This is a genomic window from Streptomyces sp. NPDC048192 (genome assembly GCF_043202415.1).
Lineage (GTDB): Bacteria > Actinomycetota > Actinomycetes > Streptomycetales > Streptomycetaceae > Streptomyces.
On the sequence record NZ_JBIDAL010000007.1, the window covers coordinates 310,285 to 327,327 of the forward strand.

Below are 17,043 nucleotides of genomic sequence, written 5' to 3' on the forward strand. Positions count from 1 at the left end.
ACGACCCGACTCCTGCGCCCACGGAGAAAGAGAACGACCGAGCCGACGACAACGCAAGAGGGGGAACTCCCATGAAGATCGTGTCCGCCGAGGTGATCGTCACCAGCCCGGGACGGAACTTCGTCACCCTGCGCATCACCACCGAGGACGGTGTCGTCGGCCTCGGTGACGCCACGCTCAACGGCCGCGAACTCGCCGTCCACACCTACCTCGACCAACACGTCGTACCCCTGCTCATCGACGGCGACGCCTCCCGCATCGAAGACACCTGGCAGTACCTCTACCGGGGCGCCTACTGGCGGCGGGGCCCCGTGACCATGGCCGCCATCGCGGCCGTGGACACCGCACTGTGGGACATCAAGGCCAAGTACGCCGGCATGCCCCTCTACCAACTGCTCGGCGGTGCGTCCCGCACCGGCGCCCTCGCCTACGGTCACGCCTCAGGCCGCGACGTGCCCGAACTGCTCGACTCCATAAGGGCGCACCTGGAACTGGGATACCGCGCCATCCGCATACAGACCGGCATCCCGGGCTTCGACTCGGTGTACGGCGTGGCCGCCTCCAGCGCCGGCGGCGGCGACCGGTACGACTACGAGCCCGCCCGCCGCACCGCCGGCAACCAGGCCCGGCCCACCGTGGAGATGTGGGACACACGCGCGTACTTGCGGCACCTGCCCGCCGTCTTCGAGGCCGTCCGGGCGGAGTTCGGTCCCGAACTGCCGCTGCTGCACGACGGACACCACCGGATGACGCCGATCCAGGCCGCACGACTGGGCAAGGCCCTGGAACCGTACGACCTGTTCTGGCTGGAGGACGCCACCCCCGCGGAGGACCAGGCGGCTCTGCGCCTGATCAGGCAGCACACCACGACACCACTGGCCATCGGCGAGGTCTTCAACTCCCCGTACGACTACACGACGCTGCTCAGCGAGCGGCTGATCGACTACGTGCGCTCCGCGGTGACCCACACCGGAGGCGTCACCGGCATGAAGAAGCTGCTCGACCTCGCGGCCGTCCACGGCGTCAGGTCCGGGATGCACGGCCCCACCGACATCTCGCCGGTGGGCATGGCCGCAGCCCTCCATCTCGACATCGCGGTGCACAACTTCGGCATCCAGGAGTACATGCGGCATTCCGAGCGGACCCTTGAGGTCTTCCGCACCTCCTGCCGTTTCGACCAGGGTCTGCTGCATCCGTCCGACGCCCCTGGCCTGGGCGTCGACCTCGACGTCGATGCGGCGGCACACTTCCCCTACCAGCAGGCGTACCTGCCCGTCTGCCGGCTGCAGGACGGCACCATGCACGACTGGTGACCCCCGGATCCCGGGATCCGCCACTTCCGGCGGGGACGTCGTCAGAGCATCAGCAACAGCCGTGTGTTCGGGACGAGCTTCCGGTTCACGCTGGTGCTCTGCACGAAGATGGTGAAGTCGTCGTTGTGGTCCGGCTTGACGCGGACCTCCACGTCCGGCAGGCCCAGCAGCGCCCGGGCCTCCGGCCCGGTGTACACCCGGTCCGTCTTCTTCTCCAGCACCGCGATCTGCTTGCGCGCCTGGATCTTCTCCGACTTGCTGAGCTGGTAGAAGGCGCCCCCCGTGCGGTAGGTGTGCCCGCATTCGACGACCCAGTCCCGGATCGCCGCATCACGGGTCACCGGTATCAGCTCATACCGGGAGGGCTCCGCCGGGGTGAGGCCGGCCGCCTTGATGGTGTCCTTGTTGACCACTTCGGCGCCCGTGGAGAACACCGCTCGCGAGCCGCGGATGCCCCGGGTGCGGCCCACCATGAACTTCTCGGTGGCCTCCTGGATGACCTGTCCGGCCTCCTCCAGCCCCCGTGTGCTCGTGGCGTCCCAGATGGCGATGTTGTCCCTCGGGAAACCGCACCGCATGGCCTCGCGCTTGCCGACCTGGTCCGGCACAAGGACGGCCAGGGTCCAGTTGTCCTCCTGCGTCTCGATCATCCCGGCCACAGCCTCGACCAGTTCCCGCGGATCCCTGGTGGGGGAGTCCGGGCAGCGATGGCTTGCGTTCTCCTGGCCGTCGGTGAGTATGAACGTCAGGAAGCTGTGGTCGCCGTACAGTTGGGCCGTCTGCGCCAGCTCGCGCTGCGACTTCAGCGCGGCCGCCAGCAGGGCCGTCATTCCACCGACCTGGTACAGCTGCTCCAGCGACGGCATCCGCAGCACGTCCTTGTCGTAGATGACGCACTCCACCGTGTCGGCGAAGACGTACACGGTGACGCGGGTTTCCTGGTCGAGCTCCCTCGATCGGCGGGCCAGGTACGCGATCTGCTGGTCGGCGACCTCGACGACCTTGCGGCTCAGATGCGACATCGACGAACTGGCATCCAGCACCAGGGCGACGTGGTTGATGTAGTTCTGCCTACCGGACATGACAGCTCCCCCTCTTTCCGACTGGATGCTCCAACCCTCTCACCCACCACTGACAATCGATCTTGCTCGCAGACCTGGACGCGGCGAGGGGGAGGGGGAAGGGAGGAGGGGGAGGCGCCGGCGCCACACCGGCTCGGTGTCAGGAGACGAGCAGCACCCGCTCCTCGGCTTGCTTGCTGCTTGCGCACTCGGTGTACGGGTTCGGCGTATTGGTGGGCTGCTTTTCCTCGCACTTCCAGGAGGCGCCGCGGACGCTGACCGTGACGGGCGGCTGCTTTCCGCCCCTGACGGCCTTGCCGAACGCGTCGGAAACCTGCTTGGCCGTGGCACACGTCGACTTTCCGGCGTGGGCGGTGACCACCTGAAGAGAGAGGTCGTTGAAGCCTCTGCCGCAGTCCACCGTCCTGGTCCGGCTGGACGGTGACGGCGAGCTGTGCGCGGCCGAGAGACTGAGGCCACTGGCGTCCGTCACGGCCATTGAGCCGAGGACGAGAGCGGCCGCGGCGGGGATCGCGAGACAACGCATGAGGCTCTCCTTCCAGATGTGCCCCACAGAGTTTTCCGTTCTTCTCGGTCCACCCGATCTCAGTATCACCGGAATGGCCCATCGGCTCATCCGGAGTAGCCGCATCAGATGATCCAGGCGGCGGTACGGAATGGTGTCGCGGCGACACACGGCTGCCCGGACCTGCCGTGTACAGCAGGTCCGGGCAGGGTCACGGGGAGGTCAGCTGCCGCCCGTTTCGTCGTTCGGCGCCCCGTTGTCCGTCCCTCCGTTGTCCGTAGCCCCGTTGTCCGTTCCTCCGGTTTCCGTTCCACCGTTCTCCGTGGCGTTGGGCGCCCCGGTGTCGGTTCCTCCGGTCTCCGTGGCGTTGGGCGTTCCGGTGTCGGTTCCTCCGGTCTCCGTCGCCGTCGGCGATCCGGTCGGTGTCCCTCCGGTCTCGGTCGCCGTCGGCGATCCGGTAGGCGTACCTCCGGTCTCGGTCGCCGTCGGCGAACCGGTCGGCGATCCGGTGCCCGACGTCGGCGACGGGGTGCCGGTCGTGGGTGCTGCCGGTGACGAGACGGGCGGGGTCGGCCCCGACGTCGTCGTGGTGGGCTGCGGCAGCGACGGCACGACGATGACGGCCGGGGGATTCTTCGGCGTGGGCACCTGCACGAGGACGATCACGATGACGTCACGCCCGTTGTGGCGCTCGTGCCGCTTCCTCACCTCGTAGCAGCGGATCTTCTTCGGTTCCTTGTATGTCCGGTAGCACTTGATGACCTTGGCGCTGGGCGTGAGGTCGGGTGCTTTCGAGGTCGCACCGGCGTCTGCTGCTGAGATGCCCCAGGCGCCGGCCACCACGAAGGAGGAGGCCGTCACTGCGACACCGATCTTCCTGAGTTTGTTCCTCATGTACCCAAACTCCTGTTCGCGTTCGACGCGGGGACACACTTGAGCGTCGCGCGCGGTCCAGGGAAGAACCAGAGGCAGAACGACCCAGCCGGTGTGGGGAGAACTACCCCTTTTCGGCGGGCTCCGCGGCCGTCATCCCGTCTTTCAGCGCAAGACGCGTCAGATCCGCCCGGCGGCGGTAACCGGTCTTGCTGTACAGCCGGTCCAGATGGGAATGCACGGTGTGCTCGCTGATGCTCAGTTCGGCGGCGATTTCCCGGTCGGTGGCGCCGTTCGCGACGAGTTGCAGAATCTGCCGTTCACGGTCCGTGATACGCAGCGGGGTGTGGTGGACGTCGCGGTCGCCGAAAAAGGTGGTGGAGAAATAGCAGCGTCCGGAGGCCACGGTGCTCAGCGCGGTCAGCAGCTCCTCTTCCCGCGCCCACTGACTCACATATCCCCGGGCACCCGCCTCGATGAGCAGTACGAGGTCCGTCTGCGTCGCGGCGGCCGACAGCACGATCACCCGGCGGCCCTTCTGGTGCAGCTGGGCCACGATGTCGCAGACCTCCCGGACCGGGTCCCGCAGATTGAGCAGGACCACCTCCGCCTCGCCGACCTCGTGCGGCGGTGTGCCGTTGCCGCCCGCCGCGTGCAGCCGCTGCAGCTCCGGCGCGTTGTCGACGACGTGGGTGAGGCCATGCAGAAGGAGCGGACAGTCGGAGACGACCGCTACGTACGTCGGTTCTCGGCTCATCCATTTTCCATGCATAGAGGGCCGGCCAACGGAAGGAGTCGGCTGGGCAACCAGGCAGACCACGGTGACACCAGCATCCCGGACAGGGCCGGTCACCCGCCCGCGGGACTGACCCATCCGGAGGCCTCGACGCCGCCCGCCGCGCAGCGTACGCCGCACCGCGCACGCGAGGGCTGCGCTGCCGTAGCCGAGCAGCATGCCACGCTCCGGCGCACAGCCGCCCTGTCCCCGGACCGCCGCCGTCGGTAGCGTGACCGCCGTGATGGTGGGCACCGAGGAAACCCGGCTGGTCGTGCTGCGCGGCAACAGTGCCTCGGGGAAGTCGTCCGTCGCGCTGGGCCTGCGCGAGAGGTTCGGGCGCGGTCTGGCCCTGGTCGCCCAGGACAATCTGCGCCGCATCGTGCTGCGCGAGCACGACCGGCCCGGAGCGGCGAACATCGGCCTGATCGACCTGACGGCCCGCTACGCCCTGGATGCCGGCTACCACGTCGTGGTCGAAGGCATCCTCTACGCCGACCGCTACGGCGACATGCTCGCCCGGTTGCGCGCCGAGCACCGCGGCCCGACCTACGCCTACTACCTGGACGTGCCCTTCGAGGAAACCCTCGCCCGGCACGCCACGAAGCCGATCGCCGATGACGTCGACGAGGCGCAACTACGCGACTGGTACCGGCCGCGCGATCTGCTGCCGGGCGGCATCGAGACCGTCATCGGCGCCGACAGCCCCTTGCGGCAGACCATCGACCGCATCATGCACGACACCGGCCTGGCCAGCCTGCCCGCACTGGACCTCTGACCGGGGCGCCGCAGCGGCGGACCCCGCCGGATCGGTCACCGTCGACCGGGAGCCGCAAGGCCGGCTCCCGGCACCACACGCGAGGCTGCCTTACCGGGCCTGCCGCAGCGGACGCAGGACTGCCTCGCCGGCGCGCACCAGGGCGGAGAGCTGGGGTCCGGCCCAGTCGGTGAGGTCACGGGCGAAGCCGAGGTCCAGTTCGATCTGCACCTTGACGTAGCGGGTGTCCAGCCGGGTGACTTTGGTGGTGGAGGAGGCAGCGGGGGCCGCGCTGTCGGGCCGACGCTGCAGTGCGGCCCGGTAGGTGTCCTTACGCTGGTTCATGTCCCGTCCTGACGGTTGATGAGTTCCTCGGCGAGATCCATGTAGGCCGTGCCCTTCACCTTGACCGGGCTGCCGAAGGACTGGGAGTACAGGTCGAGTCGCGGGATGTGGGTGGACAACACGTCGAAACCCCGCTCGGTGAGGGCTTCGCGGGCGTCGGCGTCAGGCCCGGTGCGCGTGGCGTCAGGCCGGTTCGTGCGGTTCAACAGGACGGCGGCACGGGCCGGGCGCGAGCGAAGGGACTGCATGTCGTCCATTTCGCGGTCGATGGACGCCATGCGGTCCAGCTCGATCGGGGCCGGCGTCACGGGCACGATCCACTCGCTCGCGTACCGCATGACACCCCGGGCGATGTGGGCGTGGTCCTCCAGTTGCGGGGCGTCGAACACCACGGCCCGGCGCTGGTCGAGGAAGTCGTTCACGCGCCGGTGTACGTCGCTCACCGGAAGGGCGAGCACGGGGAACGGAAAACCGCCCGCAAGTTCACTCCAGCGCAGGGCGGACGAGGCGGGATCGCTGTCCACAAGCAGCGGTGACAGGCCCGATGCGTGGAGCGCGTGGGCCAGCCAGACGGCACTGGTCGTCTTCCCCACCCCGGGCTTGAGGTTCACGAATGCATAGCTCAGCGGCACAGGAGCCGACGCTAACGGCCGGGCACCGGCGACCGTCCTTGACGCGGAGCAACCACCCGCGGTTCACCCTGCGGAGCCGCCGAATCACGCCCGCGGGCTAACCCGCCGAGATCGCTGTTCGTCCGGGAAGACCGGCCGCGCCCGTTCATGTCCAGCCCGGAGGCACACCCATGAGCCGAGCCGTCGTCGATCAGGCGTTCGGAGGCCCCGAGGTGCTGGAGCTGCGAGACGCGCCGGAGCCGCACGCCGGCCCGGGCGAGGTACGTGTCCGCGTGGCGGCCGCCGGGCTCAACCCGGTGGGCTGGATCGTCTCCTCGAGCCCCGGGACGGCGGCACATTCGGCGTCCCCGTGCCCTCCGGGTTCGGGTACGACTTCGCGGGCGCGTCGACGAGGTGGGAGCCGGCGCTGACGGGTTCGCCCTCGGGGACCGCGTCCACGGGCGGCGCGATGGCGAAGGCCGCCGCCGGCTTCCTGCTGATGAGGGCACCGGCTCAGGCATCCGGCGCGCTGTTCCCTTGCGGTGACCCCCGGCGGTTGGTGGCGCCGTGCCGGGGCACTCTTCGGCCATGGAGGACAGCCGGCCGACCCGCCCACCGACCCGCGCCTTCGTGCTGGGAGGCGGTGGGGCGCTCGGCGCCTACGAGGTCGGCATGCTCAAGGCGCTCTTCGCCGCCGGCGTGCACCCGGATCTCGTTGTCGGCACCTCCGTCGGTGCGATCAACGGCGCCGCCGTCGCGGCCGAACCCTCGGCCGCGTCGGTGACCCGGCTCGCCGACCTGTGGACCGGCCTGGGACGCGCCGGCGTGTTCTCCGGATCGCTGCTCGGGAGGCTGGGCACCGCCGTGCGCAGCGGCACCCACCTGTACCAGCCCACACCGCTGCGCGAGCTGATCTCCTCCCATCTTCCGGTCACTCGTATCGAGGATCTGGCGCTGTCGTTCCAGTGCGTCGCGGCGAACATCGAGCGGGCCGCCGAGCACTGGTTCGCCGCCGGGCCGCTGGTGGACGCCGTGCTGGCCTCGTGCGCGGTGCCCGGGCTGCTGCCGCCCGTGCGGCTCGACGGCGAGCACTTCGTCGATGGAGGCCTGGTCAACAGCATCCCCGTCGGCCGCGCGGTGGCCCTGGGCGCGACCGAGGTGTACGTCCTGCAGGTCGGCCGTGTCGAGCGAGGGCTCTCCCCGCCGCGGGCTCCCTGGCAGGTGGCACTGGTGGCGTTCGAGATCGCCCGCAGGCACCGGTTCGCCCGCGACATGGCCGACCTGCCGCCCGGCGTCACGGTCCGCGTGCTGCCGTCGGGCTCGGGGCCCGAGGAGGGCACGGCCACCCTCCGGCAGCTGCGCCACCGCACCTTCGGTCGGACCGCTGAGCGCATCGAGCGTGCCTACGCCGCCTCCTCCCGGTACCTCGAGACCGCGCTCAGCGCGGCCGACGACGCGCCATGAGGGTGACGGCCGTGCACCGAAGACGCGCGACGAGGCCGGCCGGCGTCGTGGTGACCGTGCTGCGCCGCACGACCACCACCGCGCTGCTGCTCATACTCGTTCCCGCGGCGGCCGCGCTCCTGGTCGCCGCAGGCGTGCTGTGCGCGCCGGTCTCGCTCGCCACGCGCGGCCCGTGGAGACCGGTACGGATCACCGCCTTCATCCTCGTGTACCTCCTGGTGGACCTTTCCGGGCTGGTGGCCGCCGCCGGTCTGTGGGCGCGGCGGCTGCCCGACCGGCGCAACCGTCGTCAGCGGCGCACCGCGGACGCGTTCGCCCTCCTGGAGCGGCTGCTGCGGCTGCTGCGACGCGCGGGCGAGCTGGTCTTCGGACTTCGGGTGGAGGTGACGCCCCCGCTGCCGGGCGCTGAGGGACGCACGGCGGCGCCCGTCCTGATCCTGGCGCGGCACGCCGGGGTCGGCGACTCCTTCCTGCTGCTTCAGACCTTGCTCAGCCAGGCTGGACTGCGTCCCCACACGGTCCTGAAGCGGATCCTGCGCGCGGACCCCGCCCTCGACGTGCTCATCGGACGGGTCCCGCACTGCTTCCTGCCTCCCCGCCACGGCCGGACGGCCGAGGAGGCGATCGCGGAGCTGGCGGCCGGGCTCGGACCGGGCGACGCCCTGGTGATCTTTCCGGAGGGCGGCAACTTCACACCGCGCCGGCGCCGGCGCGTGATCGCCTCGCTGCGCCGCCGGGGCCTGCGGCGCCGGGCGTCCCGCGCCGAACGGATGCACCATGTGCTGCCGCCCCAGGACGCCGGCGCCCTCGCCGCACTCGCCGCCGCGCCCTCGGCCGACGTGGTGTTCGTCGCCCACACCGGGCTCGACGTCCTCCAGTCGACCCGCACCGTGTGGAGCCGGCTGCCGTTGCGCGAGAGTGTGCGGGCACACTGGTGGCGCATCCCCGCACACCGCGTCCCACCGGACGACGACGCGCGCAGCGAGTGGCTGCTCGCCCAGTGGACGAGCGTCGACCACTGGATCGCGGCCCACGCCGACCCGGGCGCCACACATGCCTGAGGTACGCAGACGCCGGGCTGATGACAAACCAGTGGCGTCTGCATCGACGCGTCCCCTAGCTTCTGCATGCGTGACCGACGATCCGGGGACGCCCCCGAAACGACACGACCTCGGCCGGGTGTTCGACGAGGTACCGGAGCTCTACGACCGGGTCCGTCCGGGATACCCCGACGCACTGTTCGCCGATCTCTGCGCCGTCACCGGCCTGGACGAGAGGTCGTCGGTGCTGGAGGTCGGCTGCGGTACCGGTCAGGCGACGCGCTCGCTGGCAGCGCTGGGGTGCGCGGTGACCGCCGTAGAACCGGGACCGGCCATGGCCGCACTCGCCCGCCGGCGGATCGCCTCCTTCGGCAACGTCGACATCGAGACGGCGGCGTTCGAGGAGTGGGACGACCGCGGCCGGCGTTTCGATGTGCTCGCGGCCGCGTCGTCGTGGCACTGGGTCGACCCGTCGATCGGCTGGCGGCGGGCGTACGACGTGCTCCACCCCGGAGGCTGGATGGCGCTGCTCGGCCACGTCGTCGTCCGCCGGCCGGGAGAGCCGGAGGTCTACGCCGAGACCGCCGACCTCCACGAGCGGTTCTGTCCCGGGAACCCCGGCTGGGGTCATCCGCCCCTGGAGGGCGACGTGCGCGCCACCGACGAGGGCTGGGGCCTGGTCGACGATCCCGGAGCACTGTTCGGCCCGACGATCGTGCGCTGGTATCCCACCGTCCAGTGGTTCGACGGCGCCGGTTTCGCCGATCTCCTCCGCTCGACGTCGCTGTACCGCTCCCTTCACCGCGACGTCCGCGAGCCCCTGCTCGACGCCATCGCCGAGCGGATCCGCACGCGGATGGGCGACCGGGTACCGCGCCGTTACCTCAGCGTCTTGCGTGTCGGCCGGCGCGCCGAGTGAGACCGGGCGTGGGGACGACGGCCGTCGCGGGGGAGCGACGGCCCGCGCCCTGCGGGGAGGGCCTGTACGGCCAGCCCACCACTGTCCCCGGCCGGATCGGCCCTTGCGCGGTGTTCACCAGCTGATGCCGGCCGCCACCGGCAGGTGGTCGCTCCCGGTGGCCGACGGCAGCCAGGAGCTGTCCGGCTTCACGCCCTTCACCAGGATCTGGTCGATCCGGGCCACCGGGAACCGTGCCGGCCAGGTGAAGCCGAAGCCGCTCCCGGCGGCGTCCTGGGCCGAGCGCAGCTGCGAGGTGAGACCGGCGAACGCGCGGTCGTCCATGGTGCCGTTCAGGTCGCCGAGCAGCACCACCCTCTTGCTCGGATCGGCGGCGACGGCCTTGCCGAGCGTCTGCGCGGTCCTGTCCCGCGAGGCCGTCCAGTAGCCCGTTCTCGGAGTCACCCGGACGGACCCCAGGTGCGCCACATACACCGTCAGCGGGCCGTGGCTCGTGGAGACCGTGGTGCGCAGCGCCCGGTTCGAGGCCAGCTTGGCGTCGGCCGGTTTGGTGTCCGCCAGCGGCCCGTAGTCCACGATGTCGATCGGCCGGGTGCCGGACAGCGGCAGCTTGCTCCACAGCCCGACCGTGCCCTGCACCGTGTGGTACGGGTACGCCTTCGCCAGCTCCTTCTCGTACGTGCCCGTGGCCTGCGGGGTCAGCTCCACCAGGGCCAGCACGTCCGTGCCGGTGGCGGCCAGTGAGCGGGCGGTGCGGGCCGGGTCGGGGTTGTCGGCGTTGACGTTCTGTTCGGCGAGGGTGAGGTCACTGCCCGGGTGGGACTTGTCGCCGAGCAGCCCGCCGAACAGGTTCAGCCACGCCACGACCGGCAGCAGGAGCGCGAGGACCGCGGATGCGGAGCGGCGCCACAGCGCCCCGGCCAGCAGCACGGGGATGAACAGGCCGAACCACGGCAGGAAGGTCTCCACCAGACTGCCGGCGTTCCCGAGCCCCTGGTTCGGGATCTTCGCGTGCAGCAGCAGGAGCAGCCCGAGCAGCAGCGCGAGCGCCGCGAGCACCAGGCCCCGTTTCCAGGGGCCCGGCCGGGAGGCGGCGCGCACCGTCCGGTGGATGCGCTCGCGCCAGGCGCCGGCAGCCCGGCGTCCGGCGCCGCCCTGCCCGTTCTCCGTCGCGTCCGCCCGTGTCAGCCGGTGGGGCGTTGTTCGTTCTGAAGGTGCTGCTCGATGCATGACCCCAGTCAAGGCGGTCTGGCGTTGCCGGGGAGTATCCCTTTTCCGATACGTCGACGATATGTGCCGGCTTGTAGCATCACATGCATGCGCGTGTTGATCGTCGAGGACGAACCCTATATGGCAGAAGCCATTCGCGACGGCCTGCGCCTGGAAGCGATCGCAGCCGATATCGCGGGAGACGGCGACACCGCTCTGGAACTGCTGAGCACGAACACCTACGACATCGCCGTCCTCGACCGTGATATCCCCGGACCGTCCGGTGACGAGATCGCCACGCGCATCGTCGCCTCCGGAAGCGGCCTGCCGATTCTCATGCTCACCGCGGCCGACCGTCTCGACGACAAGGCCTCCGGGTTCGAACTGGGCGCCGACGACTACCTCACCAAGCCGTTCGAACTGCGCGAACTCGCGCTCAGGCTCAGGGCACTGGACCGCAGACGCGCCCACCACAGGCCTCCCGTGCGGGAGATCGCAGGGCTGCGGCTGGACCCGTTCCGCAGAGAGGTCTACCGGGACGGCCGCTATGTCGCGCTGACCAGAAAGCAGTTCGCGGTCCTCGAAGTTCTCATCGCCGCCGAAGGCGGTGTCGTCAGCGCCGAGGAACTCCTGGAACGCGCGTGGGACGAGAACGCCGACCCGTTCACCAACGCCGTGCGCATCACGGTCTCGGCCTTGCGCAAGCGGCTCGGTGAACCCTGGATCATCGCCACCGTGCCCGGCGTCGGATACCGCATCGAAACGCCGCCAGAACAGGGGGGAGCCGGGCGTGGATAGGGCACCTGGTTTGAGCGCACGCGCCAAACTCACCCTCAGCTACGCCGGGTTCCTCATGCTCGCCGGCGCTCTCCTGCTCGCGGCGGTATGGGTTTTTCTTTTGCGTTACGTCCCCGAACGTGCGCTCATCGTGTCCGCCGACACCCCGACCCACGGTGTTTTCCCCGTCCGGTCCAACCTCCTGCGCATCTTCGCTCCGAGGGCAGCCGCAGTCCTGGCGTTGCTGCTGGCATTCGGTCTTCTGGGCGGATGGATTCTCGCCGGACGCATGCTCGCCCCCCTGACCCGCATCACCGATGCCGCCCGGCTGGCGACGAACGGAACACTCTCCCACCGGGTCCGGCTGCCCGGCCGCAAGGACGAGTTCCGAGAACTCGCCGACGCCTTCGACACGATGCTCGCGCGGCTCGAGGCGCACGTCTCCGAACAGAAGAGGTTCGCCGCCAACGCCTCACACGAGCTGCGCACACCACTGGCGATCTCCAAGGCGCTTCTCGACGTGGCCCGCACCGATCCGGACCGCGACATCCAGGAGATCATCGACCGCCTCCACGCCGTCAACGCCCGAGCGATCGACCTCACCGAGGCACTGCTCCTGCTCAGCCGCGCGGAACAACGGTCCTTCACCCGGGAGCCCGTCGACCTGTCCCTGCTGGCGGAAGAGGTCACCGAAACACTGCTGCCCCTCGCGGAAAAGCACGGCGTCACCGTCGAGACCGGCGGAGAGGTGGCCCCCGCGACCGGATCGCAGGCGCTGCTGCTTCAGCTGACCATGAACCTGGTGCACAACGCGATCGTCCACAATCTGCCGGAACAGGGCACCGTGTGGGTCACCACCGGCATCCGCCCCGAAACCGTGCTCCTCACCGTGGAGAACACCGGCGACAGGCTCGCCCCGGAGCAGGTCTCCACCCTCACCGAGCCGTTCCGGCGCGGCACCGAGCGCGTACACACCGACCACGCAGGCGTCGGCCTCGGCCTGGCGATCGTCAGGTCCATCACCATCGCACACGAGGGAACGCTCACCCTCACACCGCGCGCCACCGGCGGGCTTCGCGTCACGGTGGAACTCCCGCGGGAGCGCTGAGGGGGAGGGCCTGACAACTGATCCGGCGATCGCCCGCCCGACCAGCAGGCCGCCCACCTAGCCGAGCCTGCGCAGCACTTCGGCGATGTTGGCCCGGTAGGTGTGCAGTGCCCGCAGTCCGGCGGCGTAGCGGTCGCGATGGCGGGCGATGTCCGCCGCCTGTCTCCGGGCCTGCACGGCGTGCCAGATTTCGGCCGTGTGGTGGCGGCGCTTGCAGGTGACGTCCGCGACGGCGGTGGCCCGCTCCCGCTGCGTGTGCCGGGTGTTGCCGCTGTTGTCGCGCTGCCAGGCGTGGTCCGTGTAGGCGGCGACGGGGTCCGCGTAGCGGGTGAATCCCTGTGCCGCCATACATCGGGACCACTGGTCCCAGGCCGCGCGCAGGCCCGGGTCACGCTTGACCGCCTTGTCGACCTCGACGGCCCGCCTGCCCGCGTAGAGCCAGTCGCGCTTGACGTCTATGCCGTGCATCAACTGCCGCTGCGCCGCCGAGTTGCAGGCAGGCCAGTCCGCGTACTCGGCACCGGTCATGCGGCGGCCGGCGGGCTGGGGGACCAGGTGCCGTGCGGGATCCCAGCCGTAGCCCCAGCGGCGGGCGGCGCCGAGGTCGAGGACGCCGTAGTCGGTGCCGACCGCGACGGCGACGACGGGGTCCTGGGGGTAACGGGGGTCGAGCGGGAAGTCCGGGTGGCCGCGGTCCGCCATGCACTGCCGGACCAGCAGGGCCGATGCCCGCTCGGACCGCTGGTAGTCCTGTGATGTGAAGGCGTAGCGGTCGGCCGGCAGGGGGCCGAGGTCCGCGGCCGTGCGTACGAGCCCCGGTCGTTCCGGGGCGGAGGCGCAGTACGCCGCCACCACTGTCACCGCCGCCGCGGCACCCAGCCGCCACCCCCGTCGTGCCATGGCCAGGGATGGTAGCGGGTGGTGTGCACGCGGCCGGCGGCGGCCCGCGCGGACGTGCTGTTTCCGCCGCGTTCGACCACTCCCACGTGCGGCGGACGTGAGGGCCGCTCAGTCCCGGCTGACCGGGTTCAGGAGGGGCCTGCCGGTGGCGAAGCGGTGGACCTGCTCGACGATCAGGCGCTCGGCGCGCGGGCGGAACGCGGTGGAGCCGCCCCCGACATGCGGGGTCACGAGGACTCCGGGCGTGTGGCGCAGAGGGTGGCCGGCGGGCAGCGGTTCGGGGTCGACGACGTCGAGGGCGGCCCGGAGCCGTTTGCCGGCCGTCTCGGCGAGCAGGGCTGCGGTGTCCAGGGTGCTGCCCCGTCCGATGTTGACGACCAGGGCGCCGTCGGGCAGTGCGGCGAGTTCCCCGGCCCCGAAGAGGCCCACGGTGCCGGGGTTCTCCGGCAGGACGAGCACGACGATGTCCGTGCTGGGAAGCAGATCGGGCAGGTCGGCGACGGCGTGGACGCCCTCCTCCGGCCGCGCTCGCCGGGCGACCCGGGTGACCTGAGCCTCACACGCGAGCAGACGCCGTTCCAGGGCCGCGCCGATGGAGCCGTAGCCCACGATCGTCACGCGCGCGTCGGCGAGGGAGCGGGTGAAGTGCGGCTCCCAGCGGTCGGCGTGCTGGTCGGCGACCCACTGCGGCAGGTCGCGCTGCGCAGCCAGGATCAGGGCCAGGGCGTGTTCGGCGGCGGAGGCGTCGTGCAGTCCCCGTCCGTTGTGCAGCCCGACCCCGGCGGGCACATGGGGCAGGAGCTTTTCGACGCCCGCGCTCAGTGACTGCACCGCGCGCAGTCGCGGGAGCCGGGGCAGGAGGCGTATCGCGTCGGGCACGGCGTACGGCATCACCCACAGGCCGATCCCGTCGAGCACCTCCCGGCCCGGCTCGCTGTGCGGCGTCACACCGTCCCAGACGTGCACCTTCACACCGGACGGCCAGGGTCCGTACCGCCGGTCCAGGCCGGGCCAGGGCAGCAGCACACCGGTGGCGGTCTGGTGAACGGCTCTGGTCATCGGGCTCTCCTTCTTCTACGGTGTTTCCGTCCAATGAAACACTTTCCATCTCACGGAAAACAGGGGGTCAGGTATGACAGCGACGTCTCCTGCCACCGAGACCGCCCCGAGCGGGTCGGGTGCCGGGTTCTGGCGGTCCGCCCGGGCCCGGTACCTCATGCCGGTCGCGTTCGTCACGTACTCGCTCGCCTATCTCGACAAGTCCAACTACGCGATCGCGTCCGCCGGTGGCATGGCCGACGACCTGCGGTTGTCCGCAGGTACCGACTCCCTTGTCGCCGCATCGTTCTTCCTCGGCTACTTCTTCTTCCAGATACCGGGAACGATCTACGCCGAGCAGCGCAGTGCCCGCCGGCTCGTCGCCTGGTCGACCGTGGCGTGGGGACTGCTCGCCGTGACGCAGGGCCTGCTGAGCAGCCCGGCCCAGCTGATCGCGGTCCGCTTCGCACTGGGTGTGGTCGAGGGCGCGGTGCTGCCGTCGATGGTGATGCTGCTCGGGCGCTGGTTCACCCGGGGCGAGCGCGGACGCGCCAACACCCTGCTCATCCTGGGCAACCCGATCACGGTGATGTGGCTGTCGGCGGTCTCCGGCTGGCTGGTGTCGGTCGCCGACTGGCGCGCCATGTTCATCGCCGAAGGCGTGCCCTCGGTCCTGTGGGGGCTGTGCTGCCTGCGGCTCGTCAAGGACAGCCCCGAGCAGGCCAACGGGCTGCCCGAACCCGAACTCGCCCTGCTGCGCGCCGACCTGGCCGTGGAACGCGCGGCCGCACCGGCGGTGGCGGGCACGCTGCGCCGGCAGTACACCCGCGTGCTGTGCTCCCGCCCCGTGCTTCTCATGGCGGCGCAGTACTTCTTCTGGTCCTTCGGCATGTACGGCTTCGTCTTCTGGCTCCCGGCGATCATCAAGAAGGGCTCCGGCGAGGGCATCGGAGCCACCGGCCTGCTCACCGCGATCCCCTATGCGTGCGCGGCCGCCGTCATGCTGCTCAACTCCCGCCTGTCCGACCGCAGCGGGCGCCGCCGGGCGGCCGTGTGGCCCTGGCTGGCCTGCGGCGGCCTCGCCCTGCTCGCGTCCTATGCGGCCGCCGGCGACTTCCCCGTGGCCCTCGCCCTGCTGGTGGTGGCGGGCGTGTGTCTGTACGCGCCGTACGGGCCGTACTTCGCCCTCGTCTCGGCGCTCGCCCCGCCCGGGATCGCCGGCGCCGCCGTCGCGCTGGTCAACTCCTTCGGCGCGCTCGGCTCGTTCGCCGGTACCTACCTGGTCGGCTGGGTACGCGGCACGCCGCTCGGCGACGCGGGCGCGTTCGCGCTGATGGCCGCCTGCACCCTGCTCGCCGCCGCCCTGACCCTGGCCGCCCCGAGCGCGCGGCGACCGTCCGGCCGGACCCGGTACCTTGATCACGGTCGATCGGGGCCCGGGCCACCGCACCCCGGTGACGTCAGCGGCACGGAACGACGAAAGGCGCACACGGTGACCACACCATCCGGCGACGACATGCTGGGCCGGGGGCTGCGCCTGCTCACCGTACTGGCCGAGCACCCCGCCGGCCTGGGCGTGAGCGCCGCCGCCCGGGCCGCCCGGCTCCCCGTCAGCAGCGCCCACCGCCTGCTCGGACGGCTCGTCGAGGAACGGTTCGCCGTCTACGACGAGGACACCCGGCGCTACGCCCTGGGCTCCCGGGTGCTGGAGCTGTCCCGCGGCTTCCAGCGCTCGCCCTCCGGCTACTCGGCGGCCGCGGAACCGATGCGCCGGCTGGCCGCACGCACCGGTCTGCCCGTCATCGCGGGCGTCCTCGACGGCACCGAAGTGCTGCTCGTCCTCTCCGTCCAGGGCACCCAGCATCTGCAGTTGCGCAGTGCGGAGGGCACGCGCAACCCGTGGCACGCCACCTCCCTCGGCAAGGCACTGGCAGCCGCCCTGCCGGAGGCGGACCGCGAGCGTCTGCTGTCCGGCCCGCTCCCGGCGGTGACGCCCCGCACCGTCACGGACCCCGACCGGCTCCGCGCCGAACTGGCGCAGGTCCGGGACCGAGGCTGGGCGGAGGTCGAGGAGGAGAACGAGATCGGCGTCCGCTCGATCGCGGCCGCGCTCCCCGGCGCTCCCGACAGCGCCCGCCCGCTGGCCGTCTCCCTGGCCGCCACCGTCATCCTCACCGACGCCGGGCAACTGCGCGCACTCGCGCCCGAGTTGAGGGACTGCGTGACGGAGATCGCGGCCCGGGTGTCCGCCTGAGACGGGCGCAGCACTCCGCAGCCTGATCGGGCCCGCTGACGGGTCCGGCCAGGCGACCCACCGGCCGTCGGTG

Annotated in this window: 17 protein-coding genes; 9 read left to right on the forward strand and 8 right to left on the reverse strand. The window is 71.1% G+C overall.

The window, feature by feature from the left end:
- Positions 1-71: 71 nt before the first annotated feature.
- Complete coding sequence (gene manD, locus ACGFZN_RS17215) at positions 72-1,313, forward strand: D-mannonate dehydratase ManD (protein WP_393859284.1); 1,242 nt, start codon at positions 72-74, stop codon at positions 1,311-1,313.
- Between the two features lie 41 nt (positions 1,314-1,354).
- On the opposite strand, the gene ACGFZN_RS17220 is transcribed toward manD, so the two are convergent.
- The gene (locus tag ACGFZN_RS17220; RefSeq protein WP_393859285.1) at positions 1,355-2,395 is read right to left on the reverse strand and encodes a vWA domain-containing protein; all 1,041 of its coding nucleotides are present in this window, start codon (positions 2,393-2,395) and stop codon (positions 1,355-1,357) included.
- Between the two features lie 139 nt (positions 2,396-2,534).
- Positions 2,535-2,921, reverse strand: coding sequence for a hypothetical protein (locus ACGFZN_RS17225; protein WP_393859286.1), 387 nt, complete (start codon positions 2,919-2,921; stop codon positions 2,535-2,537).
- A gap of 358 nt (positions 2,922-3,279) precedes the next feature.
- Here ACGFZN_RS17225 and ACGFZN_RS17230 point away from each other — a divergent pair, with 358 nt between their 5' ends.
- Positions 3,280-3,615, forward strand: a complete 336-nt coding sequence (locus ACGFZN_RS17230; protein WP_393859287.1) for a hypothetical protein — start codon at positions 3,280-3,282, stop codon at positions 3,613-3,615.
- Between the two features lie 282 nt (positions 3,616-3,897).
- Here the strand turns inward: ACGFZN_RS17230 and ACGFZN_RS17235 are convergent, their stop codons facing one another.
- Entirely contained in the window at positions 3,898-4,728 is an 831-nt protein-coding gene (locus ACGFZN_RS17235; protein WP_393859288.1) for a LuxR C-terminal-related transcriptional regulator, read from the reverse strand.
- Between the two features lie 64 nt (positions 4,729-4,792).
- Between ACGFZN_RS17235 and ACGFZN_RS17240 the strand changes: the two genes are divergently transcribed.
- A complete protein-coding gene (locus ACGFZN_RS17240) occupies positions 4,793-5,326 on the forward strand; it encodes an AAA family ATPase (protein WP_393859444.1) in 534 nt (177 codons plus the stop codon).
- A gap of 90 nt (positions 5,327-5,416) precedes the next feature.
- Here the strand turns inward: ACGFZN_RS17240 and ACGFZN_RS17245 are convergent, their stop codons facing one another.
- The gene (locus ACGFZN_RS17245; protein ID WP_393859289.1) at positions 5,417-5,650 is read right to left on the reverse strand and encodes a hypothetical protein; all 234 of its coding nucleotides are present in this window, start codon (positions 5,648-5,650) and stop codon (positions 5,417-5,419) included.
- The gene (locus tag ACGFZN_RS17250) at positions 5,647-6,282 is read right to left on the reverse strand and encodes an AAA family ATPase (protein ID WP_393859290.1); all 636 of its coding nucleotides are present in this window, start codon (positions 6,280-6,282) and stop codon (positions 5,647-5,649) included. Before ACGFZN_RS17250 ends, ACGFZN_RS17245 begins: the two co-directional genes overlap by 4 nt.
- Positions 6,283-6,849: 567 nt before the next feature.
- Here ACGFZN_RS17250 and ACGFZN_RS17255 point away from each other — a divergent pair.
- The 3 genes from ACGFZN_RS17255 to ACGFZN_RS17265 all read left to right on the forward strand — a co-directional run bounded on the left by ACGFZN_RS17255 (position 6,850) and on the right by ACGFZN_RS17265 (position 9,684).
- Positions 6,850-7,725, forward strand: a complete 876-nt coding sequence (locus ACGFZN_RS17255; RefSeq protein WP_393859291.1) for a patatin-like phospholipase family protein — start codon at positions 6,850-6,852, stop codon at positions 7,723-7,725.
- Positions 7,726-7,736: 11 nt separating this feature from the next.
- Entirely contained in the window at positions 7,737-8,786 is a 1,050-nt protein-coding gene (locus tag ACGFZN_RS17260) for a 1-acyl-sn-glycerol-3-phosphate acyltransferase (protein ID WP_393859292.1), read from the forward strand.
- Positions 8,787-8,856: 70 nt separating this feature from the next.
- Positions 8,857-9,684, forward strand: coding sequence for a class I SAM-dependent methyltransferase (locus ACGFZN_RS17265; protein WP_393859293.1), 828 nt, complete (start codon positions 8,857-8,859; stop codon positions 9,682-9,684).
- Between the two features lie 114 nt (positions 9,685-9,798).
- Here ACGFZN_RS17265 and ACGFZN_RS17270 read toward each other — a convergent pair whose 3' ends face one another.
- Positions 9,799-10,914 (reverse strand): endonuclease/exonuclease/phosphatase family protein, encoded by a 1,116-nt coding sequence (locus ACGFZN_RS17270; protein WP_393859294.1) that lies wholly within the window; start codon positions 10,912-10,914, stop codon positions 9,799-9,801.
- 87 nt (positions 10,915-11,001) lie between these two features.
- On the opposite strand from ACGFZN_RS17270, the gene ACGFZN_RS17275 reads away from it, so the two are divergent.
- Both ACGFZN_RS17275 and ACGFZN_RS17280 read left to right on the forward strand, forming a co-directional pair.
- Positions 11,002-11,691 (forward strand): response regulator transcription factor, encoded by a 690-nt coding sequence (locus tag ACGFZN_RS17275; protein ID WP_393859295.1) that lies wholly within the window; start codon positions 11,002-11,004, stop codon positions 11,689-11,691.
- Positions 11,684-12,778 carry a sensor histidine kinase gene (locus ACGFZN_RS17280; protein ID WP_393859296.1) on the forward strand — a complete coding sequence of 365 codons (1,095 nt, stop codon included), beginning with the start codon at positions 11,684-11,686 and terminating at the stop codon, positions 12,776-12,778. Before ACGFZN_RS17275 ends, ACGFZN_RS17280 begins: the two co-directional genes overlap by 8 nt.
- A 57-nt stretch (positions 12,779-12,835) precedes the next feature.
- Here ACGFZN_RS17280 and ACGFZN_RS17285 read toward each other — a convergent pair whose 3' ends face one another.
- Positions 12,836-13,678: a hypothetical protein gene (locus ACGFZN_RS17285; protein ID WP_393859297.1), complete on the reverse strand. Its 843-nt coding sequence runs from the start codon at positions 13,676-13,678 to the stop codon at positions 12,836-12,838.
- Between the two features lie 108 nt (positions 13,679-13,786).
- Complete coding sequence (locus tag ACGFZN_RS17290) at positions 13,787-14,737, reverse strand: 2-hydroxyacid dehydrogenase (protein ID WP_393859298.1); 951 nt, start codon at positions 14,735-14,737, stop codon at positions 13,787-13,789.
- Positions 14,738-14,810: 73 nt separating this feature from the next.
- Here ACGFZN_RS17290 and ACGFZN_RS17295 point away from each other — a divergent pair, with 73 nt between their 5' ends.
- The gene (locus tag ACGFZN_RS17295; protein ID WP_393859299.1) at positions 14,811-16,970 is read left to right on the forward strand and encodes an MFS transporter; all 2,160 of its coding nucleotides are present in this window, start codon (positions 14,811-14,813) and stop codon (positions 16,968-16,970) included.
- Positions 16,971-17,043 lie beyond the last annotated feature (73 nt).

Coding starts and splice junctions, on each gene's coding strand:
- manD (WP_393859284.1), top strand. CDS start 72: ATGAAGATCGTGTCCGCCGAGGTGATCGTCACCAGCCCGGGACGGAAC.
- ACGFZN_RS17220 (WP_393859285.1), bottom strand. CDS start 2,395: ATGTCCGGTAGGCAGAACTACATCAACCACGTCGCCCTGGTGCTGGAT.
- ACGFZN_RS17225 (WP_393859286.1), bottom strand. CDS start 2,921: ATGCGTTGTCTCGCGATCCCCGCCGCGGCCGCTCTCGTCCTCGGCTCA.
- ACGFZN_RS17235 (WP_393859288.1), bottom strand. CDS start 4,728: ATGCTGCTCGGCTACGGCAGCGCAGCCCTCGCGTGCGCGGTGCGGCGT.
- ACGFZN_RS17240 (WP_393859444.1), top strand. CDS start 4,793: ATGGTGGGCACCGAGGAAACCCGGCTGGTCGTGCTGCGCGGCAACAGT.
- ACGFZN_RS17245 (WP_393859289.1), bottom strand. CDS start 5,650: ATGAACCAGCGTAAGGACACCTACCGGGCCGCACTGCAGCGTCGGCCC.
- ACGFZN_RS17255 (WP_393859291.1), top strand. CDS start 6,850: ATGGAGGACAGCCGGCCGACCCGCCCACCGACCCGCGCCTTCGTGCTG.
- ACGFZN_RS17270 (WP_393859294.1), bottom strand. CDS start 10,914: ATGCATCGAGCAGCACCTTCAGAACGAACAACGCCCCACCGGCTGACA.
- ACGFZN_RS17275 (WP_393859295.1), top strand. CDS start 11,002: ATGCGCGTGTTGATCGTCGAGGACGAACCCTATATGGCAGAAGCCATT.
- ACGFZN_RS17285 (WP_393859297.1), bottom strand. CDS start 13,678: ATGGCACGACGGGGGTGGCGGCTGGGTGCCGCGGCGGCGGTGACAGTG.
- ACGFZN_RS17290 (WP_393859298.1), bottom strand. CDS start 14,737: ATGACCAGAGCCGTTCACCAGACCGCCACCGGTGTGCTGCTGCCCTGG.
- ACGFZN_RS17295 (WP_393859299.1), top strand. CDS start 14,811: ATGACAGCGACGTCTCCTGCCACCGAGACCGCCCCGAGCGGGTCGGGT.